Origin of the sequence: Lyngbya aestuarii BL J, from assembly GCF_000478195.2 — a bacterium.
Taxonomy (GTDB): Bacteria; Cyanobacteriota; Cyanobacteriia; order Cyanobacteriales; family Microcoleaceae; genus Capilliphycus; species Capilliphycus aestuarii.
This window is the reverse complement of sequence record NZ_AUZM01000025.1, coordinates 51,770-75,992: the sequence shown is the minus strand read 5'-3', so window position 1 is coordinate 75,992 and position 24,223 is coordinate 51,770. Positions and strand designations below refer to the sequence as shown.

Here is a 24,223-nt window from a genome sequence, read left to right as displayed (position 1 = left end):
CAAATACTGAATGTTTGATGAGATTAGCGATAATTTGGAGTTTGAATATTTCTCAAACGCGCTTCAGGACGTTTAAACCGATCTAATTGTGCTTCAAAAAAGTCACGATTGGCTTGTAAATGTCGAGGGTTTGGATCATCTAAAGGATACAACAACGCCGTCCGTAATGCTTGAATGACCGCAGAAGTCACACAATACATCGAACGTTGAAAAGTATTAGCAAGCTGAATCAACATATCCTCCTCCCCCCGACAATGTTTTTGGTAATATTCTACCAAATAGGGCGGTAGGAAATGAAACATATCCTGCATTAATAATGTGGGTGGAATTCCCGCAGTTCCCACCGGAAAAATATCAGCATAAAGAATTCCATAATGAAAGTCTTTTTGATCTTGGGGAACTTCTTGGGCTTGGGCGTTGTAAGACTTCGTGCCTCGGAAGGGTGCAGTGCGATAAAACACTGCTTCGACATAGGGAAGTGCGGCTTCATACAACCACATAAACCCTTTAGATTTAGGAATAATTTCGTAGCATTCCCCATCAATATAAACGTGATGATAAATAGGGCGTCCTGCAATGGCAAAAATTCCATTGACAAGAAAGTTCATTGCTTCGGGAACAGTGGTAATTTTTCCCTCGTCATACAAGTCACTCATTTCAAAGAAAACCGGTGCCATGACTTCCCAGAATAGTCCTAAATTACTGTAATAGGAAAGCTGACGAACTTGTTCGAGAAACATATCGGGGAAAAGCTGATATAAGCTTAACATCACCGGATTATTTTTAAAGTAAGCTTTGATGGCGCGATCAGCATTGGCTTTGTATTCATCGGTATCAAGATATGGGTCAAATTTACCCCCCATTTCTCGATGCCAAAACATCGCCCGCATACAAGCTTCTGCAAACTCCATGTTAATCCGATCATGCCACAAATGATGCAGTAATTTAGGAATTTTTGACGTTTCGCCTTTTTCAATAAAAGCCAATAATTCTGGATGTACGGTTGCTTCTCCTCGCCAAATTCTTAAGTCTGCATCATCTCCTGCATAATGATTATGCAAGTCTAAATACTCTTGGGGGAGGAAGTATTTAAAAAAGGGTAAAGGGTCTAAAAAGACCCGTTCAGCGATGTACAATAAATCCCGCCAATAGAAATCCATCGGCACCGCATAGGCTTTATAAATCCCGATAATTTGCATTAAATTCTCAGGAGTATCAGGAAGCATCGCCCCTCCTGCTTCCAAACGATGAATAATCTCAGAAAATTCGTGAGTCGAAGGGGGTAACTTAGCTGATTTAGTTTGAGTTTGCATTTCGGTTGTGACCGTCATAGGATGTTCAAAATTTAGTGTTAAAAATGAGAGTTAACACAGTTAAAAATTAAGGCTCTAGGTGAATTGAAACTTGAGTTTGAGTCTGGTTTTTCAAGGTCATTACCATGGCTTCAGCCGTCGGTTCACTCCACCGCAATAACCAACTCGGTTGCACACCCAGAAAGAAAATTAAAACCGCTAAAATGAGAGCAGGAGCCTGTTCAGAAAACTTCACTTTAGGATAATAAGCTAACTCATTATTTAGCTTGCCAAAACAAGTGCGATTCAGCAGAATTACAAAATAAACAGCAGTTAAACCCGAGGCAATAATACAAAGTAAACATTGGATTGGGAAAACGGAAAATGTGCCTTGAAAGACCAAAAATTCAGCTACAAAACCGACTAATCCTGGAATTCCTGCACTTGCCATTCCAGACATAATTAACAATGCACTGACCAGGGGTAAACCCCGAATGGGGTTCATTAAACCGTTGAGAATTTGTAAGTCACGAGTTCCGACTTTGGCTTCCACCACACCCACAAGATGAAACAATATTGCCAGAATTAAACCATGAGCAACCATCTGAGAAATTGCCCCAATTAAACTGATAGAGGTTCCGGCTGCTGCTGCTACAATGATATAGCCCATGTGACCAATTGAACTGTAAGCAACCATTCGCTTAATATCTTTTTGAGCAATAGCAGTTAACGCTCCATACATCACACTAAAGACACCAATAATTGAGAGTCCAGGTGCAATTAATTCCCAGGTTTGGGGAAACAGTTGTAAGCCAAATCGAATTAAACCGTAAGTCCCTAGTTTTGCTAAAATTCCCCCTAATAAAATAGTGATTGGAGCGGAAGATTCCACATAAGCATCAGGGAGCCAAGTATGGAGAGGAACCAAAGGGATTTTGATGCCAAATCCAATTAGTAAAACCGATAACAGAATTAGTTGAGCGGTTTGAGATAAGCTTTGAGTGTTGATGACATTGTAATCAAAATTTGTTGAACCACTCAACCAAGTTATCCCCAAAAATCCTGCTAAGATTAGGATTCCTGACAACGCCGTATAAATCAAAAATTTAGTCGCGGCATAACCCCGTTTTTCACTTCCCCAAATCGCAATTAATAGATAAAGGGGAATCAGTTCTAACTCGTAAAACAGAACAAACAGTAACAAGTTCTGTGCCAAAAATGCACCCGCAATTCCCGCATTAACAAGCAGAATCAGAGAATAATACAGGCGCGGACGTTCAAGTTCAGGGCGAGTGCTAGCAATGGCAATAATCGTTAAAGTGGCATTTAATCCCATCAAGGGTAACGATAAACCATCAACTCCTAAACTGTAGGATAAACCCAATTGAGGAATCCAATCAAGATATTCAGAAAATTGAAAGTTGGGGTCACTTAAGTCAAAATCTGTGGCAAGTTTTAGGGTCAATCCTAAAATAGTAATCGCCACAATCAAAGCGACAGAGCGAACTTGACGACTGATTAACTTTCCGGGTAGTAAGCTAACCACAATTGCCCCAACAACAGGAATTAAAATGAATAAACTGAGCATAAACTACTGATTCAAAAACATTTGTAGGGTTGATCTGAAAATTGATGGGTTGCGTTTACAGGGTTTTTGTTCCTGACGAAAGTTTTTGACTCCAAAGAAATCAAACCCAAGTTTTATCCCTCTAAAAAAATGCAAAAGCAAGGAGTCCCATAATTGCGGTAACTCCAAGCACAATTGTCAGGGCATAAAACTGGGTTTGACCGGAAACATTATACCGTAAACTTTGACCGCTGAAAATTGTCGCAAAACCGACTAAATTGACGAAACCATCCACCAAATAACGGTCAACCCAAAACATCACTTTAGAAACCGAACCAACAACCGCGATAATCGTCAAACGATAGAGTTTTGCCGTGTAAAAATCGTAAGCAAAAAAGTCTTGAACTGCTTTTGAACCCAATTGAACAGGTTTTTGCCAATTGTCATTGAGATAAATCAAACAACCCAGTCCACAACCACTCAAACTAGACAATAGCAATACACCTGCAACTGTTTTGTTAATCGTGGTAAATTCGGGTAACAAATTCCAATTTGCTAACAACAGGGGAACGTGTAAACAAAACCCTGCTAAAAACATCATGGGTAAAACTAAAGCCCAAAGACCTTCAGGAGATCTAACTGTCATTTGTTGGGGCTTTCCGGCAAAAATTAAACCAAATTCTCGCGTCAAACTAAAGGCGGTTAAACCATTAACAATTAACACCGTCCAAGCAATAGCGGGTTCAGTCGTCCAGAGATTTTCAATTAATTGTTGTAACGTCCAAAACCCGCCGAAAGGAGGCATCGCAATTAAAGCAAAAACACCGACAATAAAACACAATCCTGAAATCGGACGACGTGACCACAAACCGCCATATTGGGTTAAATCTTGGGTAATATTATTGAGGATAATTCCGCCCGTACTCATCACCAATAAAGCCATTGCTACGGCGTAGGTCAATAATAAGAGTAAAGCCGTTTCCGTTTGTTCGGTGCCAACAGCAACAAATGCAATCCCCATGTAGGAACTCACCGAGTAAGAAATCGCCCGTTTAATGTCAATTTGAGCCATCGCAATTAAACTGGTGCCGACTGCTGTTGCTAGCCCAACAACAACCGCTGTTGACAGGACTGTTGGGGAGAGGGCTAAAACAGGTTCAAGCTTTACTAATATCCAGGCACCGGATGCAACGACAACTGCATTCCGTAAAATTGTACTGGGAACTGGGCCTTCCATCGCTTCATCTAACCACAAATGAAGGGGAAATTGAGCGCATTTACCCATTGGCCCGGCGAGTAATACTAAACCTAATAATGTGGCAACTTTGGGGTCAATATTGGCTGTTTGCGCCCATTGGGCTAGTTCTCCAAAGTTCCAAGTTCCTGCTAGGGGATACAACGCCACCACCCCCATTAACAAGAACAAATCCCCTACCCGTTTGGTGAGAAAGGCATCTCTAGCCCCGGTGACAACCAGTGATTGATTAAACCAAAAACCGACTAATAAATAGGTTCCCAGCGTCAAAATTTCGAGGATAATGTAGCTGTAAAAGAGGGAATCACACAGCACTAAAGCTGATAGTCCGGCTTCAAATAAACCCAGAAGACAATAAAATCTTGCCCATCCCCAATCCATTTCCATGTAACCAATGGTATAAATTTGGGCGAGTAAGTTTAACCCGGTAATTAATAGTATTGCTCCTAGAGTTAGAGTTGAGATTTCTAAGGGAATCGAAAAATCGAGATCAACAACTTGTAGATAAGGAATAATCAGTTGTTGGGCGGGTTTTTCCCAGATTATATTCAGAGCAAATAAGCCATGAAAAAAGGCAATTAGAGTCAGGAAAATATTAAGATAACCTGCGGGTCTTGGCCCTGTTTTACGGATGATTCCCGGCGACCAAGGAATTGATAATATTGCCCCAATTAAAGGATAAAGGGGTATCCACCAAATCGTTTTTAGGAAAACTTCTGACATTAATATTGCCTCGACTTTCTGCTGAAGTTGTTAAGAATTGAGTTAACTATTGAGTAAATTCCCGACACAAAACCCAGAGTATTGACTTGTTTAGGGACTCGAAAGACTAGATCTCTGTTGGATCAACCCAGTTAGTCCGAAAATTTACATAGACTTTTTAAAACAATATCATGGTTTGACATAGATTTTAATCTATAGTTGATCTTTCCGTGAACATAAGATTAAGAAATATTTCTAATGAATTAGTTAATCAAAACTTATCAAGTTCGTCTCTAGTCTGGCTTGTCGTGTCTCTGTGTCTGATCAGTAGTCGGATACAATTAAAGTTAACTGTGAGGGTAGCTGATGTGAAATACTTAAATATTTGCTACAGATGAAGGGCGGAGGAGGCGGGGGAGACGGGGGAAGTTGAGGAAATGATATGTAGCATTCTTTTTTAGATTTGATCTCAATTTGGCAACAGGCAATATTTTCTCACTTCTCTATCTCTCCAGCAATCAAATCAAAAAGCAATCAACTGAACAGTTAAAAAGTTGATCGCTATCCTAAAAAGTTATCTATTTTTCCTTTTAAAAAAGCCTTAAAAACAGACCTTTAACTATCCTTAAAAAGGAATAGGATCATAGTCTGGGTTTTCGGGGTCAGTCGGAGGCTCAAAATCCGGTTCAGATTCCACCTCCGAAGGCGCAGGCTGCATCGGTTCAGAACTCGAAGAATTACCCCCCGATGAACTCCGGTTCCGAGAACTCAAATGAACGACATTATTGGGAGTCGAAGCCGCTTCTGACATCTCCTCATCTGAAAAATCCGATGAAGAATTGGTCGTGGGAATATCTAGCATATAAATTCTTCGTGCCGTCATTTCGGCTCGTTTTTCCTTAAATCCTTCGGGTCGCTCAATCACATTCATACCCAAACGACCTTCAACAATAACATGATCGCCTTGATGGTATTTTTCATTAATTTCTTGCGCTAAATTTCCCCATCCCACGACTTTTAACACGGCAAAAGAATCATCCCTCAAGTTGGAAAACTTAACCAACATTTCTGCAATCGGAGTCTGATTATCAGCCGTGTAGCGCAGTTGAGGCGGTTGGACAATTTCTACCATTAAAATGCAATTATTCATGGATTTAATTCAATATTTTTCAGCAATTTGTCAATTAAATTTGTCAAGCTAAAGTTCCAAACAATCAGAATGATTTTTGAGTCAACCCTTTGAGTGTAGCAAACTTTAAAGGTAATGCTCATCCCCTCGATTGATTCCTTGAGATTGGTTAACAAACTCTTGTACGAGATTGCGGTATTCTCTGATAGTCGTATCTACCCAATCGCGATCGTGGCTATTGGCATAGAGATGAACAAGAGGCTCACCTGCATCGGGTAAAACCAAGATCCAGTTATCATCTTGAAAATTTAACAACTTGACTCCATCTATTAATTCTAAATTATCGGTGGTGTGAGTTTCCACCAAATGACGCATTAAAGTTCCCTTCACCGACCAGGGACAGCGGACCGTATGACAACGGTGAATAACATAAGGCAAATCCGCCCGAATTTGGGCCAGACTTCGCTCTTGAGTCGTCAGCATTTCAACCATCTTAGCGATCGCAAACATAGCATCAAACCCCGGATGAAATTGGGGAAAAATAAAACCCATCTCCCCACTTCCCCCCATGACAACATTCGGGTTGGTGTGACAAGCTTCCATCAAAGCCGTCGGATTAGCCTTAGTGCGAATCACCTTCGCATCGTGACGACGAGCAATCTGTTCAACCGCAGAAGAAGCCTGTACCGGAACCACCACCGAACTTCTCGGATTAGAAGTTAAAACCATATTCACCATCAAAGCCGTCAGCAGTTCACCACGAATCGGGCTTCCGGTTTCATCAACCAGAATAAACTGTTCACCATTGGCATAAACCTGAACCCCAAAATGCGCTCGCAGGGCTTCGACAACCCGACTCAGTTGATCGAGAAGATTTTCTCGTTCTCGGTTAGACACCGAAGTTTGACTCAAACTAGCATTGAGAACCACCGCATCACAGCCAAACTTAGACAGTAAACGGGGTAAAATAGCACCCGAAACCGCATAAACATAATCAATCACAATTTTGGCGTTACTGTGGCGCAGAGCTTCAACATTGAGATGCTTCTCAAAACTAATGCTGTAATTATCCACCACTTCCGCCGGATAGACCACGTTCCCAATTTCAGGAATTTGCGCCCGTCGTAAGTCCTCCTTAAAATAAGCCCCCTCGATTTTTTTCTCTTTCGCTTTGGTGATATTAATCCCCTTACTATCGATAATTTCAATTAAAATTTGATCGGCTCGATCTGGAGATAGACGAACGTGCAATCCTCCGGCAACATTCAGCGTGGGAATCACCGCCCGAGCTACTGGAATGGCTGTAGATTCGAGGTTAAATACATTCACACCCACCGACATTAAACCCGAAATCAGCGATCGCGTCACCATGCGAGAAATACGGCGTTGATCCCGTGAAACCACAACCGTTTCGCCCTGTTTGAGAGTCGAACCATAAGCCGCACCCAATTTCACAGCAAACTCAGGAGTAATATCAATATTGGCTAACCCCTGAACACCTCGTTGACCAAACAGATTCCGTTTAGCCGTATTTCCCCAAATCAAGTTAATGTTGAGGGTAGCGCCCGATTCAATTTTTTTGCTCGGCCAGACTCGTACACCCGGACTAATTTGTGATTCTTCGCCAACTGTCGAGAGCGATCCCACCACCGCCCCTTCTAGGATATGAGCGCGTCGATCTACCCTTGTTCCTCGGGCAATTACACAAGCCCGTAGATGAACATCATCTCCAATAATCGCCCCATTCCAAATAATTGGCCGTTTAATATTGGCATCAGCACCAATTGTAATATTATCCCCTAGCACCGATCCGGCAGCGATTTCGGCTCTCGGCCCAATCCGACAATTATGACCAATTAAAACCGGAGTTTCGATCTGAGCCGTATCATCAATGTAAGTATTTTCTCCCAACCACAAACCTGGCGATCGCTCCTCATAGGAGACATCCAGTTTAACTTTACCTAACAGGGCATCATATTGAGCTTCTCGATAAGCATCGAGATGACCGATATCACACCAATATCCGTCTGCAATATAACCGTACATGGGAATGTCTTTTTCCAGGAGTAACGGGAACAACTCTTTAGAAAAATCAGACTCTTGGTTGGGCCGAAGATACTCTAAGACTTCGGGTTCAAGAATATAGGTTCCCGTGTTCACCGTATCGGAGAAAATTTCGCTCGTGGAAGGCTTCTCTAGAAATCTGCGAATGCGATAATTTTCATCAGTAATCACCACACCAAACTCGAGAGGATTTGGCACCCGAGTTAAGACCAATGTAGCTTTGGAGTTGTGTTTGAGATGAAAATCAATCGCCGCACTGAGATCAAAATCTGTGATGCAATCACCACTGATCACCAAAAAGGTATCATCAAGGAGTTCGGCAATATTTTTTACACAACCTGCGGTTCCTAAAGGTTGATCTTCTTCGACCGCATAAGTCATTTGCACTCCAAAGTCTGTACCATCGTGAAAATATTCCCGCATAACATCTGGGAGATAATGAAGGGTGGCAATCACTTCATAAATTTGATGTCGTTTGAGTAAATTGATAATATGTTCAGCAATGGGGCGATTTAAAATAGGCACCATCGGTTTAGGGAGATCACAAGTTAACGGTCTTAGTCGTGTTCCCGATCCACCAGCCATTAACACTGCTCGCATAGATCCTCCAAAAGTTGTGTAGGTGTTCTGAAAATTAGGCCCCGCCTGCTCTCACTTTGATTGAACAGTCAGTAAGATTTTGAGGTAGAGCCAGACTCCTGAAAGCATCTCTAATTGTTCGGACAGGGAAGAAGTTCGACGTTGACCCTGTGCTTGTTAAGATCTTAAAACCTCTAAACTGACCGTGCCTTGAGCCAAAGACGCAGGAGGAAAGCTCAGGGGAAAAGCATCGACTGCACCCGCTACGCCCGCTTTCAAAGTGCTATTGCCAAGAAGCCAGAGGGCTTGTTAGTATACTATCTATCTCTATTCCTAGCGTTAATTTTATCATTTTCGTTGTACATCCCCCGTATTGGCGTACAATTGCGCTGATTCATCAACTAACTTGACAACTTTGAAGCCCAACAGAGGGAAGAAGCTCACGATTATTGAGTAAAACTGCTAACATATAGAGAATACGCAACCCTTGCTTGAATTTACACAAATATTTAGAGAGTAACTACATTATGAGTGCGCTCATCACAATTGCTTTACTGGCTCTCTACGCGGGTGGAGTCTGGAAGTTCTGGAGTGGGTTTGAGCAAACTAACTTTGTCAAAAGCTCCGGAAATCGTCTCTACCTGTCGTTGCTATGGCCTGTATTCTTCACGGCTAACCGATCATATCGGAAAAATTTTACGAAGGCATTAAAGGGATCAAAGCGGTAGGTTTATCTAGTTGGTGGCTGTTGCCGCCAGACAGACTTGCATCTCGACTATCTAATCTGGTATCCTAGCCTAGAATTTGGGAAAGTTAGTCTCGATAGCTAAGTTATTTGTTTGAGTAGGGCTGAGAAGTTCCACCTGTTCACAGTCAACCTCAAGCTGAGTCGCTGTAATTCGAGTCAGTTCGAGCCAACAGTCTGGCATCTTCCCCCCCTTTCCACTCCATTTAAGGGGTTGCTGTGATCGATAAGCTTTTACGAACCCTCAAACGGAAGTGGCCAGACGCGACAGAATTCTCCATTGTTGCGACTGTAACTTTTGTCTCGATCGTCGTGTTACTTGGAGTGATTCATCTCGGAGGACTCCAACCTTTTGAACTGGTTGTCTACGATCAAATGATGCGGTTGCGAGTAAGTTTACCGCCTGATCCCCGCATCTTAGTCGTTGCCATTACCGAAGAAGATATTCAAACCTATAACCGCTTCCCCCTTTCTGATCAACTGATCGCCTCACTCCTCGAAAAGCTATTAGAACTTCAACCCCGTGTAATTGGTCTTGACCTCTACCGCGATATTATCTACGAACCTGGACATCAACAACTGGTTGAGCAACTTAAATCCCCCAATATTATCGCGATCAAAAACTTAGGTGATCCAGATACTCAGGGTGTTCCCGCTCCTCCTGGGATTGAGCCCAGTCGGGTAGGGTTCAACGACATCCCTTTAGATTACGATAACGTTGTTCGCCGCAATTTGTTTTTTGCAGATTCATTAACAGGAACTTCATTTTCCTTTTCCCTTCAGTTGGCTCTCTACTTCTTAAAAAGTCAAGGCATCCAACCCCAAAATGATCCCGCTGATCCGGATCGAATTCGGTTAGGAAAAGCAATATTTGTCCCCTTAAAAACCGACTCGGGAGGATATCAAAATATTGATGCTAAAGGCTATCAAATCCTCTTAAACTACCGTTCAGGAATGGATGGTGTAGTTACAGTAAATGTTTCAGAAGTGTTAAATGAATCAATCGAACCGGACTGGGTGAAAGACAAAATCGTTTTAATTGGTACAACCGCCCCCAGTAGTAAAGATCTGTTTCTCACCCCCTACAGTCCCGGTAAAAAAAATAGCCCAAGAACGCCTGGTGTGATTATTCATGCCCAAATGGTCAGCCAAATTCTCGATGCTGCCACAGGAGAGCGACCCTTATTTCAATTCTGGCCGCAATGGGTTGAAATTATCTGGATCAGTAGTTGGGCAATTATCGGGGCAACTTTGGCTTGGCTGAGTCGTCATCCGTTGATTTTAGTCTTGGGGAGTCCCCTTTTACTGGGGATTTTATTTACCCTATCGTTTATGCTGTTTTTAAACGAGATCGGAAGAGCCGGTGGTGAGTCCTGGTTTGGCTTTTTTACTGACCAGTGCGACCCTTATTTCCTATCGGGCTTTCCAAGCCCAACGTCAACAACAAATCATGATGCGGCTACTGGGTCAAAATGCTTCTCCTGAAATTGCGGAGGCGTTGTGGAAAAGTCGCGATCGCTTAATTTTTGATGGCAAGTTACCGGGCCAAAAGTTAACGGCAACCATACTGTTTACCGATATTCGGAACTTTAGTACCATTTCTGAACAGATGCCCCCTGAGAACTTGCTGGAGTGGCTGAACGAATATCTCGCCATGCTTACCCAGACCATTCACAATCATCACGGCATTATCAACAAATTCACTGGAGATGGGATCATGGCAGCTTTTGGTGTACCGATGGCACGGTTCAGCGAAAACCAAATTGCCCGAGATGCTAGAGCGGCGGTTTCCTGCGCCTTGGAGATGAGTGAACAACTGCAAAAGTTAAATCTAGTCTGGCAACCGAGAGGTTTACCTGTGATTCAAATGCGGGTCGGTATTTTCACCGGGCCGATTGTTGCGGGGAGTTTGGGGGGTCGCGATCGCTTAGAATATGGTTTACTCGGAGATAGTGTTAATATTGCTTCTCGCCTCGAAAGTTGTCAGAAAGAACGTCAATCGAGTGTTTGTCGGATTTTAATTGCTTACCAAACTTTACAGTATGTTGATCATCAATTTGAAGTCGAATCTTGGGGGTTAATGCCGTTAAAAGGAAAACAGCAGATGGTTGATGTTTATCGGGTGATTCGCAAACTTTAGAACCAGATGAGATGGCTTTTAAAATTAAAAATATTGACCGATTTTTCCAGCTTGTACAGATAGGATTTGAGTCTGCTGCAACCACTGAGAATCAAAAGCACCAAGATGAGTTGTTGTAATTAAGGTTTGAAAGCGATCGCCAATGGCTTCTAAAAGTTGATTTTGACGGCTGAGATCGAGTTCGGCTAAAACATCATCTAATAGCAATAAAGGGGGTTCACCAATCACGGCTTCAATTAATTGTAGTTCTGCTAATTTTAAGGCTAAAACAAGAGTTCTCTGTTGACCGGAAGATCCATACTGACGAGCGGGTGTTTGGTTAATGGTAAAGATAATATCATCTCGATGGGGGCCAACTAGAGTTGTTCCTTGCTGTTGTTCTGCTAGAGTCCGGGTGGATATTTTTTGGAGAAAAGCTTGCTGAACGTCTTGGGGAGAGAGAGCGGATAAACGAGTATTTTCGGCTGTAATAACCTGAACATTGGGTTGATAGGTGAGGTGTAAATTCTCGGTACTTCCACTAATGAGATGATGCCAGGTTTGAGCGAGTGGAATCAACCGTTCTAAGACTCGATATCGTCGTCGAATCACACGCGCCCCAGTGACGGCAAGTTGAGCATCCCAAACCGCTAATTCTGAGTTTAAGATGGGTTTTTGGGAGTGTTCTTCCCCAGATGAATGGGATTGAGAACGAGCCGTTTTGAGTAAAGCATTTCGTTGTCGTAAAACTTGATAATATTGTTGTAAAATATAGGCATAAACAGGTTCAAGTTGTACTAATAATCGATCAATCCAACTCCGGCGGCGTTCTGGACTTCCTCGCACTAATTCTAAGTCTAAACTTGAAAATTGTACCACATTTAGAATACTGAGAAAGTCGAGTTGACGACGGAGAGACTGACTATTTAATAGCACAGTACGGCGTGCTTTACTTCGTAAGATCAGCCCCAGTTCTATGCGTCCAGTTTCTCGTTCTAGATTTCCGGTAATTTGTCCATTGTCTTGAGTGTCTAAAATCAGTTCGCGATCGCGACTGACTCGATGACTTTTTAAGGTCGAGAGCAACTCAACTGCTTCTAAAAGATTAGATTTTCCTTGAGCGTTATCACCAACAAGGATGGTTTTAGGAGCATCAAACGCTACTTTTTGATCACTATAGTTCCGAAATTGTTGGAGGTGTAGCGTTTTAAGATACATAGCAAATCAAGCCAAAAGTCAAGATCAAATAGTAAGTGTTGAATGATACACTCAATGGATCAGATTTGACAATCTATCCGATTGTTGCCCGGAGAGGATGAACAGGTCGAGTCCAACCCCTGTCAATGTAAATGAAATCTTTCAATATTGGCGACAGATGAGCGATAGGGAGGTGGGGAGGGGGGAGTTTAGGAAAAAGATGTGTAGCATTATTTTCTGTCTGTGATGTAAACAAATGTTAAAGAAGCGGGATTCAAATCCCTGATCAACGGTAAAGAGCTGGAATCCAACCTCTTTACACTTAGCGAAGTTTTAATACTCTAGAGCCGACATCTGACCCTGAAACCTTTAAGATCAAAGAGAGACTAATCGTAGCATCAGCTACACTTAATAGGTTTGTGAAAGGTTTGTCCCCAAGCGATCGCGAATCGCAGGTTGTTCAAACCGTTGTTTGAAAAAGGAGTTCCAACATTGAAAAGTGCAGCACCACAGCAGGGTCTTCCTGCAATTATCTTAGGTATTATTCTCTCCGCGGCTCTTTTAATCGGACTCAATTCATTTGTGATCATTAATCCGGGTCAGGCGGGAGTATTGAGTATCTTAGGGAAAGCCCAAGATGGCAGTCTATTAGAGGGTCTTCACTTTAAGCCCCCTCTGGTTTCTGCGGTTGATATTTATGATGTGACAGTACAAAAATTTGAAGTTCCGGCTCAAAGTTCCACAAAGGATTTACAAGAACTTTCGGCGAGTTTTGCGATTAACTTCCGTCTTGATCCGGTACAAGTGGTGAGAATTCGGCGAGAACAGGGAACGTTACAAAATGTAGTTTCTAAGGTGATCGCCCCTCAAACTCAAGAATCGTTTAAAATTGCCGCAGCCAAACGAACGATTGAAGAAGCGATTACCAAGCGCGATAACCTCAAAGCCGACTTTGATGAAGCACTCAATAGCCGACTAGATAAGTATGGCATTGTGGTATTGGATACCAGTGTCGTTGATCTAGCGTTTTCGCCTGAGTTTGCCCGAGCCGTCGAAGAAAAACAAATTGCCGAACAACGGGCGCGACGGGCGGTTTATGTGGCACGAGAAGCCGAACAACAAGCGCAAGCCGATATTAACCGAGCCAAGGGTAGAGCAGAAGCTCAACGTCTGTTAGCAGAAACCTTGAAAAATCAAGGGGGCCAGTTAGTTCTGCAAAAAGAAGCGATTGAAGCTTGGAGACAAGGCGGATCTCAGATGCCGAATGTTTTGATTCTCAATGGAGATTCTAACAGTAGTGTGCCGTTCTTGTTTAATTTGAGTGAGTTATCAGAAGATGCAATGGCTAACTAAGTTGGATTGAGATCGGGCGGGGATAATTGATCAATTATCCCTCCAATGACAGGTGATTGATCACGGTATGTTATCCTGTCCCAAATTCTGAGATGATGATAGGGCGAATATTATCGATTCTCAACTCAGAAGCTACTTTCTATGCGAGTCGCTCTTTTTACTGAAACTTTTTTACCGAAGATCGATGGCATTGTCACACGGCTATGTCACACTGTTGACCATTTGCGTCGGGCTGGTGACCAAGTTCTCATTGTTTCTCCAGAAGGAGGAATCAAAGAGTACAAAGGATGTCAAATTTTTGGGGTGGAGGGTTTTCCCTTACCCATGTATCCCGAGTTAAAGATTGCTATTCCTCATCCAGGTGTGGGTACGAAGTTAGAGGCTTTTCGACCGGATCTGATCCATGTGGCTAATCCTGCGGTTTTGGGGTTGGGTGGGTTATATTATGCTAAAAAGTTGAATTTGCCTTTGGTTGCGTCTTACCATACTCACTTACCTCAATACCTACATCACTACGGTTTGGGGATGTTGGAGGAGGTACTGTGGGGGCTGCTACGTTCGGCTCACAATCAGGCAGATTTAAACCTTTGTACTTCAACGGCGATGGTCGAAGAATTATCCTCTCATGGCATTGAGCGGGTGGATTTGTGGCAACGGGGCGTTGATACTGAACTATTTCAACCCCATCAAGCCACGGCAAAAATGCGCGATCGCTTAAGCCAAGGCCACCCGGATTGTACATTATTACTTTATGTGGGGCGTTTGGGTGCGGAAAAAGAAATTGATCGTATCAAGCCTGTTTTAGAAGCAATTCCCAATGCGCGTCTGGCACTGGTGGGTGATGGCCCAAACCGCCAAACTCTAGAAGAATATTTTGCTGGAACTCCAACTTATTTTGTAGGATATTTACGCGGACAGGAACTAGCGGATGCTTATGCTTGCGCTGATGCGTTTATTTTCCCTTCTCGGACAGAAACTTTAGGGTTAGTCTTGCTAGAGGCAATGGCGGCGGGAACTCCGGTGGTCGCGGCTCGTTCCGGGGGGATTCCCGATATTGTCACCGATGGGGGGAATGGTTATCTCTTTGATCCAGCTGATGAGGATGGGGCAATTTCTGCGACTCAACGGTTACTGTCTCACCAGCTTGAACGGGAAACCTTACGCCAAAACGCCCGTCTAGAAGCGGAACGTTGGGGATGGGCCGCAGCGACTCAACAGTTGCGACGCTACTATAGCACGGTTTTAAGCCGTCATATTCTGCCATCAGTTGCTTAGTTTGGTCTGGACGCTTAGACTGAAGACAGAGAAAATGGCAGTTGTGATCAGTAGCCCGTTGTCAGCGCGAACTCCCCTCTTGCGATTTCCAGTGAGACTTAGTTTGTAAGAGAGGAAGTTCGCAAAATAGTTAACAGTTATCAGGGACCGATCACTTATTTTCAGATCTCGATTATCAGTATTAGAGGGGTAAATGGATCAGGTGAATATCAATTTAAGCGTGAATATTTCATCAAAATCTACTCCTAAACTGTTTCCTTTTTCCTGTTGTCTGTTTTCTGTTAACGGGTTTCTGTTTACCCCAAAGCAGATCTCTGATTTGCCATCTTCGTTGAACAACTATCTCTCCCATGACCTTTTCTAATGCTGGTAGCATCCTCGCTACACTGACTCAAGTTGATCGCATGGGTTTGTTGGCAGATCGTGTCAAGAATATGCCAATTGGGGAGTTTATATGTATATTAGATTTTATCACCGCAGAGTTTCAACAATTTCTTCGAGCGATCGATCTGATCAATAATGAAGCACTCGAAATACTCCTCGAACAACTTCTGGATGCCTTCACTCTCAAAATTGGTCAGATTATTCAAGCGGATCGCACGACGATTTTCTTAATTAATCGCAGTAAAAATCAACTCTGGTACAAAACAGTTCAAGAAGAAACAGGGGAAACTCAAGAAATTCGCTTTCCGATGAATGCCGGAATTATTGGTCATGTCGCGAATACTGGCGAAACGGTAAATGTGGCGGAAATTAACACAAATTCAATGTTTGATCCAGAAGTTGATCAACCTCTAAATTATGCAGTTGAAAATATTCTCTGTATGCCAATTTTTAGCTCTCACAATACAGAGGAAATTGTTGCCGTTGTGCGTCTTTTGAATAAATCAGAAGGGGCGTTTAATGACGAAGATGAACAGCAATTTCGCTCCTTTGCTGATTCGATTGGGATTATTTTAGAAAGTTGTCAATCCTTTTATATTGCGGCTCGAAATCAACGGGGTGTTGCGGCGTTATTAGAAGCGACAAATACTTTAGGTCGAAGTTTAGATTTAGAAGATACGTTGCTTTCGGTGATGGAACAAGCTCGTCGCTTGATGCACGCTGATCGCAGTACAATATTTTTGTACAATAAAGAAACCAATGAACTGTGGACAAAAGTAGCTAAAGCCGATGGGAAAACGATGATGGAGCTGCGTATTCCAGCCAATCGTGGAATTGTTGGTTTTGTGGCTTCGACAGGTCAAGTTCTCAATATTACGGATGCTTATACTGATCCTCGTTTCGATCCTTCGATTGATCAACAAACGGGTTATCGAACTCGTAATATTCTTTGTATGCCTGTTTACAATTCTTCGGGAGAATTGATCGGAGTAACCCAGTTAATTAATAAACATAAAGGTAGTTTTATTAACTCTGATGAGGAGTTTTTACGAGCTTTTAATGCTCAAGCCGGAATTGCATTACAAAATGCTCAACTGTTTGAAAATGTGATGCTAGAAAAACAATATCAGAAGGATATTCTTCAAAGTCTTTCTGATGTCGTTATTTCTACAGATATGCAAGGGAGAATTGTCACGATTAATGATGCAGCTTTGGAACTTTTAGGGTGTCCGAGACGGAAACCGGAAAATCGAGAAATTAGGGAGTTTTGGGAATACAAACTCAAAGGCCGATTAATTTGGGAAGTGGTTCCGATTGAAAATTTAAAGTTTTGGTTAGAAAGTAGCTTACATCATGGTTCTCGTCATTTTGTTCCCGAACAAAATCTAACAGTTGGCTTGGTTAAAAAACAAGAAAAAGAATGGCAAAATGATGATGAAATTCCCGTTTTAGTGGTGCCGAATAGTCTCAATTCAACTGCTTATTTTATCTGGGGAGAATTGGATAATCATCATAGTTTTGATCTCGAACAAATTCAACCGATTGAACGGGGAATTAATTTAACCGTTAATCCTTTAACAAATCCAGAAGGCGGCGTGCGAGGGGGGTTGGTTGTTCTTGAAGATATTAGCCGCGAAAAACGGATGAAAACGACCATGTATCGTTATATGACGCCCGGTGTTGCTGAACAGGTGATGGCGTTGGGTGAAGATGGATTAATGAAGGGTGAACGCAAGGAAGTAACAATATTATTCTCGGATATTCGGGGTTATACAACCATTACCGAAAATCTCGATGCGTCTGATGTGGTTGCATTACTCAATCAATATTTTGAAACGATGGTTGAAGCGGTTTTTCACCATGAAGGAACACTGGATAAGTTTATTGGCGATGCGTTGATGGCGGTATTTGGGGCGCCGCTTCCTTTACGACAAAATCATGCTTGGATGGCGGTAAAATCAGCTTTAGATATGCGTAAGCGTTTGAAAGAATTTAATCATTCTCGTCCGAATGAACCCCAAATTAGAATTGGAATTGGGATGAGTTCGGGTGAGGTGGTTTCAGGAAATATTGGTTCACAAAAACGGATGGATTATACTGTGATTGGTGATGGCGTGAATTTAAGTTCTCGTCTAGAACAACTGACTAAAACTTACGGTTGTGATATTATTTTGAGTGAGATGACCTATCAGCTTTGTGGGGATAAAATTTGGGTGCGAGAGTTAGATAAAGTTCGGGTAAAAGGGAAAAATCAAGCTGTTAATATTTATGAGTTGATTGATGCACGTTCTGAGCCTTTGATGGCGGAAACTGAACATTTTTTAGAGGCTTATAATCGCGGTAGAGAAGCTTATCTTCAGCGTGATTTTAAACAAGCGATCCAACATTTTGAAACGGCTCAAGATATTCGTAAATCTGATCAAGTCGTACAGATTTATATTATGCGATCGCTCCAATATTTGGAAAATTATCCCCCTGAAGATTGGAATGGAATTCAAACCATGACCACGAAATAAAGACAGAGAATAAAAGTGTCTTGCTGGCGATCGCCGAGTCTGAATCTAAAACCTGATTTATTCAATTCTACGAGCCGTCATATTAATCCGATCAGAAGGCTGACCATTATTTGAATTGCGATTATTGTCTGCATTCCGATACCGTAAACGCTTCATAATCTGTTCTAAATTGCGATCGCTCATGGCTTCTTCTCGATAACGGGGATTAAGTGCGATCGCCTGTTCTAAATGTTCCATCGCTAAATCCAACTTTCCTTGAACCGCATAACAACTCGCCGTATTGTAATAAACATCAGCATATTTCGGTTGCAGTTTCATCGCTTGATTTAAACTTTCTAAAGCTTCTAAATCCCGTTTTAACTTCATCAAGGTGTACCCTTTATAGTTCCAAGCCTTCGCTGAATTGGGATCAAGTTCTGTGGCTTTCTCAAAGGAAATCGCGGCTTCATCAAACTGTTCTAACACCTGTAAAGCCATCCCTCGGTTTAACCAAGCGACTGGATCATCGGGTTTAATTTGCAACGCTCGATCAAAAGATTCATAGGCTTGTTGATGTTCCTGTAAAATCCCTAAAGCAACACCGCGATCTATCCATGCTTGACGATAATTCGGCTCAATTTCTAACGCCCGATCATAGGAAGTGACGGCTTCTTGAAAACGTTTCATTCGTCGTAAACTCATCCCCCGATTTAGCCAAGCAGTGTGACGATTGGGTTGAATTTGAACGGCTTTATCAAACATTGCAAAGGCTTGTTCAAATTGCCCGTCTGCGATCAAACTGATTCCTTGGTTTTCAAAGTCTTCTGCACTTAAGAACAACTCGGGTTGATTGGATTTGAGACGTTCAAGCTGTTCGGAAAGGGCTTGAATTTTTTCTAACATTTCTGCCACTGCGCCTTCTGCAATGGACGCGGGAGAAATATCTGCTAACTGCTTGAGGATTTTAGCTTTTTCTGCCTCTGCGTTGGCTTGTAATTCTGATAATTGTTTGAGAACTTTTTCCTGTTCAGTTTGAATATTTCCCGGCAATTGAGACAATTGTTGCAGGATTTTGTCTTTCTCGTTTTGGGCGTCGGCTTTGATTTCTTCGACTTGTTGGGCGAGGGTGGTTTCAAAGCGATCTAATCGCTCAAAGGTAGCATCTCGCCGGGTACGAATATCAGACTTAAAGGCAGAAAGTTCACTTTCCAGTTCATTTCCTGAGTTTTGAAATTGTTTGAGAAGCTGTTCTTGTTCGGCTTGTGTGGTTGATTTTGCTTGAGATAATTCTTCGATAAATTCAGAAGAAGATTGTCGTAAATTCTGAAGTTGCTGTTCTCTTTCGGTTTCGACTCCTGATTTTGACTGGGAGAGTTGTTCGACAAATTCTGTTGCTAATTGTTGGAAGTTTTGTATTTGCTGATCTTTTTGAGTTTCTACCCCTGACTGTGCTTGTTTAACCTGTTCGATAAATTCGGCTTCAAGCTGTTTGAGGGCGTTATACTTTTCTCGAACTCGCTCTTGAATTTTCCCTTGGGCTTCTGAGAGTTGCGCTTCTAGTTCTCCGCCATAGTTCTCAAAATTAGCCAGCATTTCATCGGTACGTTGTTTTGCTTTTTGTTCGGCTTGGGTGCGAATTTCAGACAATTGCGGTTCAAAATCTGACTCTAACTGACGTAAGTTTTGCAGTAAAGAATCTTGATGACTTTGGGCTGAATTTTGCAGTTCGGATAACTGAGTTGAAAAATCTGTTTCGGCTTGCTTTAAGTTCCGAACAGTTCCATCTTTTTGAGTTTGAATGTCAGCTTCATAACTCGATAGCTTTTCTGACAAATCTATCCCCAACTGATCGATATTTCTGATGACTAAATCTCGTTGTTGTTGGGCGGTTTGCTTGAGTTCGGAGAGTTGGCTGGAGTATTCGCTTTGGGAGGAATTCAAATTCTTCAGCGTTTCGTCTTGGCGGGTTTTGACTTGGTTTTGTAGTTGAGAAAACTCGGAGATCACGCCTTGACTGGAACGTTCTAAGTTTTGTAAAATCTCATCTTGTTGATGTCGGGCTTGTTGGTTCAGTTCCCCGAGTTGGGCTGCAAATTTACTTTCTAACTGTTTACGTTCTTGGATGGCTTGCTTAACTTGATGTTCTAATTCGGCGATTGTTTGTTGTTGAGAATGAGAGAGATGAGAACGCATTTCATCAACTTTTTGACGTTCTAACTCCAGTTCTTTTTGAAATTCATCGGAATGTTGATACAAATCATTGATGTGAGTATCCGTATCGCGCAGAACACTTTGAATTTTACGATTTGCACTAGAAATGCGATTTTCTAAGTCTCCCAGTTCGTTAAGGTGAGTTTCGACAATTCCCGTCACTTCATGGATAACCGAACGTCGCAACACCCACAACGCCGCTAAACCCACCCCCAATAACACCACCAAAACCCCCAACAGGAGGTTAAACAACGTCATGGTGCGGCTAAAAATGCGGTTCGCCTCGGCTTGGACACCCTCTTGAATTTCTCGTTCCCGTCGCAACTGTTCCAATTCTTGCTCTGGGGTGAGGACTTCGGTTTCCGCTTCTGTATCGCCTGTAGGTGCGGGAGACTGGGAAAAAGAGGGGCTGGCGACACCCAATAACAGTAGGATGGTTGAGAGCAAAACACCGCTTCTGTACGCTAAAGTTAAAACTGCTTGATTTTGACGGTTCATCGCAACTCCTTTTGCCCGTAATGGATGTGCCAAGGTCGATTTTGCCTCGCCAGTCCCGTTTGATGGCGACTGCAATCTCAATTTTTTCTAGTTTACCGAATCATGGTCGTAAAAAATGCGCTTTGTCGGGGGTAGAATGCCGAACTTCATCCCTCAAACCTCAAGATAAAGGAGTCTTTGGGGTTTTTCAATTGTAGCGGAAATCCCTCAAGATTGTAAATTCTCGTTTAAATTCCCGTGAATGGCTAACCAAATACAAGGGGGGTTGGTACTGGTGTATTCTACTCGATGTTTTTGATGGGCGCGAATCAGTAAATAGTCCCCCGGTTTGAGTTGAATTTGTGAACCATCGGAATCAGAAAGGGTTGCTTCTCCCTGCAAAAGCATAACCCATTCATCTTGTTCTTGATTGTACCACTCTCCCTCGGGGGTTGTTTGTCCGGTGGAAATAATCCGTTCTATTAATAGAGATTGATTTTGAATTATGGGTTCAAATTGTTCTGAGTTGGGGAGGGGTTCGGGTAGGGTGTAGATATTTTTCATTTAATTTTTTCTTGATCTAAAGGTTAGTTAATTGGTTTTCGTTGCGACTCCCATATATGTATAACTGCCAACTTTAGGAAAGTTCTCGATGTCAAATTTATCTAAGGTAATTTCCTGAAATTGTTGTTCAACTAAACGCTGAATATTGCGGTTGAGATGACAACCATCAGCGATAATTTTTTGGAGAGGAGTCAAGCGATTTTGCCAAACTTGTATTTGGGGTTGATCGCTGAGTCCATGTTCAACAAAGAAGAATTTTCCACCCGGTTTAAGAACTCGATAAATTTCTTGTAAGGCTGTTTCAACTTGGGCAATACTACAGAGTGTCCAGGTACTAACAACACTATCAAAAGTCGAGTCCGCCATCGGTAAACTTTCACTATTCAGTATCCGATTTTCTACCTTTATTTTTGAGGCTTGTATTCGCTTTTGGGCGAGTTTGTTCATACCGGAGTTGGGATCTATTGTTGTAATTTTTTCGATATGATGGGGATAATAGGAAAGGTTTAGTCCTGTCCCAAAGCCGATTTCTAGAATTTCTCCTTCGACATTGGCTAGGACTTGTTGACGATATTGGGTAAAAGCTGGATCAGCCATTGTCCAATCCAGCAAACGAGGTAAAATCACTCGGCTATAGAAACCCATTCTCTACATCTCCATATATTAGATCCTGAGATTTTAAACCTCATTGAACTAATCTATTTTACAGAATAGGTAACAAAATTTCAAATTCTGTGCCTCGTCCGACTTGGGAGATCACATTTAATTTTCCTCGGTGTTTTTCAGTAATAATTTCATGGCTGATAGACAAGCCTAAACCTGTGCCTTTATCGGGAGGTTTTGTGGTAAAAAAGGTTTCAAAAATACGTTCTAAAACAGGGGCTGGAATTCCAGGGCCATTATCACTGATCCGAATTGAAATGCAGCAAGGTAAGTGATTAGAGGGTTTTGTTTGACAGTCACAATTAGAATTCGGTGAACTGGAATGATCAAAATACTCAGCAGGATAGTCTAATCGTGTTTCCATCGGAGAATGAGAAGGAATTTTAAGCGTCTGCTTTTCGATCTCAGAACACTCTCGAACTTCTGTTTTAATCGTTATTTTTGCTAGATGTGGATGGTCTTGGCTTATATCTTCTAGAGCATCAATCGCGTTGGAAATGACATTAAGAAAAACTTGACTAAGTTGATTGGGGTAGCCATAGATTGGGGGAACTTTTTCGTATTTTTTAATCAAGTTTATTCCCGGTACAAATCGATTTTTTAAAATTAATAGGGTATTTTCTAGACAATAGTTTATCTCTACTTTTTCTGGTTTAGAACTATCAACTCGGGAAAAACATCGGAGACTGTTAACAAGGTGAGTGAGTCGTTCAGAAGAAATTTTGATGCTGTCTAAAACTTCGGGTAAGTCTTGTTGAGTAAATTCAAAATCTATTTCGTCTTTGTAGTCTTCGATAGCTTGGGAAGGTTGCGGAAATTCTTGTTCATAAGTTTCGACTAAACCCATAAAATCTTGATAATAATTAGAAAGACATTGAAGATTTCCTAAAATACAAGCAACCGGATTCCGAATTTCGTGAGAAACTCCTGCTAACATTTGACCCAAAGTTGCTAACTTTTCAGTTTGAATGAGTTGGGCTTGAGTTTTTTGACGGAGGAGTTCAGTTGCGAGTTGATGAATACAAGATTGAGCAATCAGAAGTTGTTGAACTTCCAGTAGGCGATATTCAGTAGAAGAAAGTTTGACAACAATTGGTTCATAAAGAAGATGGGGAGAACGACGGATAGCTTGTTGGGCAGCTTCCACAACGGGGGTATCTCCTGATAATAATAACAAATCGGTTTGAGCAAAATTGTAGAAAATATGAAGCGATCGCCCTAAAAACAATTCTCGGGCGTAGGGGCGACTCATCCGTTCAAAAAATCGCCGTTGAGAAATCATTCCAATGAACTTTTTTCCATCCATCAAAATCACACCGGGAATGGTGGAATCAGACTCAAAAAGTTGAGTAACAATCACTCCTCTTTGATTAATATCAACTTGAATTTCAAACAAAGAAAGATCTTCTAAAGTTGACTCTAGATGGAGATTTTGAGCAGAACGGTTGAACTCGATGGTGTGAGAGTGATCGGGGGAGTAGGTATTTAACATGGGTTAGTTGATCAAAGTTCAAGATTTTGTTAAAGTAAGCTGTGCAGATCCACCCGAAATATACGGACTCTCTTTTATTTTAAGTAAAGACGGGAATCCTTGCACAGAAGGTTTCCAAGATTAATCTCTGCTTAACTAAAGCTTAAACTTTTACATTACATTAATTTCTGTTGCTCGCTGTGGCACTCTCTGCAATGATGATAGAGCTAGAAAAAATCGGAGAATGATGCCATGACACCATCGGGGTATGAGTTTAGCAGCAGTCAAAATGAGTTAATTGGTGATTTAGCCAAAAAAATGAATTTTGTAGCGATTCTATTAATTGTGATTGGTGTGTTGGGAATTGTAGTGGGAGTTGTGAATTTATTTACGGCTCTCGCGGCTTCTGAAAAAACAGTTATTGTTCTGAATAATCTGATTCAAGGATTTTTCTCATTACTAATTGGTACCTGGACTAGAAATGCAGCAAAAGCATTCAAACAAATTGTCACAACTGCGGGAACAGATATTGAGAATTTAATGATTGCTTTGGGTGAACTTCGTAAACTTTATACTTTGCAATACTGGTTAGTGATTATTGCTTTAGTGTTCTTCGCTATCTTATTTGTTCTGGGTATAATTGCGGCAATTGCTGCTTCAACTTAATCTAATTTGCGGAGT

Annotated in this window: 18 protein-coding genes; 7 read left to right on the top strand and 11 right to left on the bottom strand. The window is 41.9% G+C overall.

The annotated features are described in order from the left end of the window. Nucleotides 1–23 precede the first annotated feature (23 nt). From M595_RS12670 to M595_RS32725, 6 genes are all read right to left on the bottom strand, one after another. A complete protein-coding gene (locus tag M595_RS12670) occupies nucleotides 24–1,331 on the bottom strand; it encodes a CO2 hydration protein CupA (RefSeq protein WP_375339243.1) in 1,308 nt (435 codons plus the stop codon). A 49-nt stretch (nucleotides 1,332–1,380) separates the two neighbouring features. Continuing rightward, entirely contained in the window at nucleotides 1,381–2,880 is a 1,500-nt protein-coding gene (locus tag M595_RS12665) for an NADH-quinone oxidoreductase subunit M (protein ID WP_023066635.1), read from the bottom strand. Between the two features lie 121 nt (nucleotides 2,881–3,001). Beyond that, entirely contained in the window at nucleotides 3,002–4,837 is a 1,836-nt protein-coding gene (locus M595_RS12660) for an NAD(P)H-quinone oxidoreductase subunit F (protein ID WP_023066621.1), read from the bottom strand. A 604-nt stretch (nucleotides 4,838–5,441) separates the two neighbouring features. Then, nucleotides 5,442–5,966, bottom strand: coding sequence for a single-stranded DNA-binding protein (locus M595_RS12655; RefSeq protein ID WP_040484036.1), 525 nt, complete (start codon nucleotides 5,964–5,966; stop codon nucleotides 5,442–5,444). A gap of 105 nt (nucleotides 5,967–6,071) precedes the next feature. Beyond that, nucleotides 6,072–8,609: a mannose-1-phosphate guanyltransferase gene (locus M595_RS12650; RefSeq protein WP_023066679.1), complete on the bottom strand. Its 2,538-nt coding sequence runs from the start codon at nucleotides 8,607–8,609 to the stop codon at nucleotides 6,072–6,074. Between the two features lie 776 nt (nucleotides 8,610–9,385). Then, nucleotides 9,386–9,517 (bottom strand): hypothetical protein, encoded by a 132-nt coding sequence (locus tag M595_RS32725; RefSeq protein ID WP_023066641.1) that lies wholly within the window; start codon nucleotides 9,515–9,517, stop codon nucleotides 9,386–9,388. A gap of 35 nt (nucleotides 9,518–9,552) precedes the next feature. Here M595_RS32725 and M595_RS12645 point away from each other — a divergent pair, with 35 nt between their 5' ends. Together M595_RS12645 and M595_RS32310 are read left to right on the top strand one after the other, a co-directional pair. Further along, nucleotides 9,553–10,818, top strand: coding sequence for a CHASE2 domain-containing protein (locus M595_RS12645; RefSeq protein WP_238987075.1), 1,266 nt, complete (start codon nucleotides 9,553–9,555; stop codon nucleotides 10,816–10,818). After that, nucleotides 10,784–11,473 carry an adenylate/guanylate cyclase domain-containing protein gene (locus M595_RS32310; protein ID WP_238987074.1) on the top strand — a complete coding sequence of 230 codons (690 nt, stop codon included), beginning with the start codon at nucleotides 10,784–10,786 and terminating at the stop codon, nucleotides 11,471–11,473. The genes M595_RS12645 and M595_RS32310 overlap by 35 nt, the downstream gene beginning before the upstream one ends. Before the next feature lie 24 nt (nucleotides 11,474–11,497). Here M595_RS32310 and recF read toward each other — a convergent pair whose 3' ends face one another. Then, entirely contained in the window at nucleotides 11,498–12,670 is a 1,173-nt protein-coding gene (gene recF / locus M595_RS12640) for a DNA replication/repair protein RecF (RefSeq protein WP_023066645.1), read from the bottom strand. 471 nt (nucleotides 12,671–13,141) lie between these two features. Here recF and M595_RS12635 point away from each other — a divergent pair, with 471 nt between their 5' ends. The 3 genes from M595_RS12635 to M595_RS12625 all read left to right on the top strand — a co-directional run bounded on the left by M595_RS12635 (nucleotide 13,142) and on the right by M595_RS12625 (nucleotide 18,177). After that, complete coding sequence (locus tag M595_RS12635) at nucleotides 13,142–14,002, top strand: prohibitin family protein (RefSeq protein WP_023066613.1); 861 nt, start codon at nucleotides 13,142–13,144, stop codon at nucleotides 14,000–14,002. Between the two features lie 141 nt (nucleotides 14,003–14,143). Continuing rightward, nucleotides 14,144–15,277 carry a glycosyltransferase gene (locus M595_RS12630; RefSeq protein ID WP_023066667.1) on the top strand — a complete coding sequence of 378 codons (1,134 nt, stop codon included), beginning with the start codon at nucleotides 14,144–14,146 and terminating at the stop codon, nucleotides 15,275–15,277. 350 nt (nucleotides 15,278–15,627) lie between these two features. Next, nucleotides 15,628–18,177, top strand: a complete 2,550-nt coding sequence (locus M595_RS12625) for an adenylate/guanylate cyclase domain-containing protein (protein WP_023066682.1) — start codon at nucleotides 15,628–15,630, stop codon at nucleotides 18,175–18,177. Between the two features lie 57 nt (nucleotides 18,178–18,234). Here the strand turns inward: M595_RS12625 and M595_RS12620 are convergent, their stop codons facing one another. Then, nucleotides 18,235–20,898 carry a tetratricopeptide repeat protein gene (locus M595_RS12620; protein WP_023066656.1) on the bottom strand — a complete coding sequence of 888 codons (2,664 nt, stop codon included), beginning with the start codon at nucleotides 20,896–20,898 and terminating at the stop codon, nucleotides 18,235–18,237. Between the two features lie 29 nt (nucleotides 20,899–20,927). Here M595_RS12620 and M595_RS32720 point away from each other — a divergent pair, with 29 nt between their 5' ends. Next, nucleotides 20,928–21,062 carry a hypothetical protein gene (locus M595_RS32720; RefSeq protein WP_023066626.1) on the top strand — a complete coding sequence of 45 codons (135 nt, stop codon included), beginning with the start codon at nucleotides 20,928–20,930 and terminating at the stop codon, nucleotides 21,060–21,062. A 10-nt stretch (nucleotides 21,063–21,072) separates the two neighbouring features. Here the strand turns inward: M595_RS32720 and M595_RS12615 are convergent, their stop codons facing one another. Genes M595_RS12615 through M595_RS12605 form a run of 3 tightly spaced genes read right to left on the bottom strand, consistent with a single transcriptional unit; the run spans nucleotide 21,073 to nucleotide 23,563 of the window. After that, the gene (locus M595_RS12615) at nucleotides 21,073–21,408 is read right to left on the bottom strand and encodes a cupin domain-containing protein (RefSeq protein ID WP_023066657.1); all 336 of its coding nucleotides are present in this window, start codon (nucleotides 21,406–21,408) and stop codon (nucleotides 21,073–21,075) included. Between the two features lie 27 nt (nucleotides 21,409–21,435). Next, complete coding sequence (locus M595_RS12610; protein WP_023066642.1) at nucleotides 21,436–22,053, bottom strand: class I SAM-dependent methyltransferase; 618 nt, start codon at nucleotides 22,051–22,053, stop codon at nucleotides 21,436–21,438. Between the two features lie 58 nt (nucleotides 22,054–22,111). Then, complete coding sequence (locus M595_RS12605) at nucleotides 22,112–23,563, bottom strand: sensor histidine kinase (protein WP_023066648.1); 1,452 nt, start codon at nucleotides 23,561–23,563, stop codon at nucleotides 22,112–22,114. Between the two features lie 231 nt (nucleotides 23,564–23,794). Here M595_RS12605 and M595_RS12600 point away from each other — a divergent pair, with 231 nt between their 5' ends. Then, nucleotides 23,795–24,208: a hypothetical protein gene (locus tag M595_RS12600; RefSeq protein ID WP_023066655.1), complete on the top strand. Its 414-nt coding sequence runs from the start codon at nucleotides 23,795–23,797 to the stop codon at nucleotides 24,206–24,208. Nucleotides 24,209–24,223: the final 15 nt, after the last annotated feature.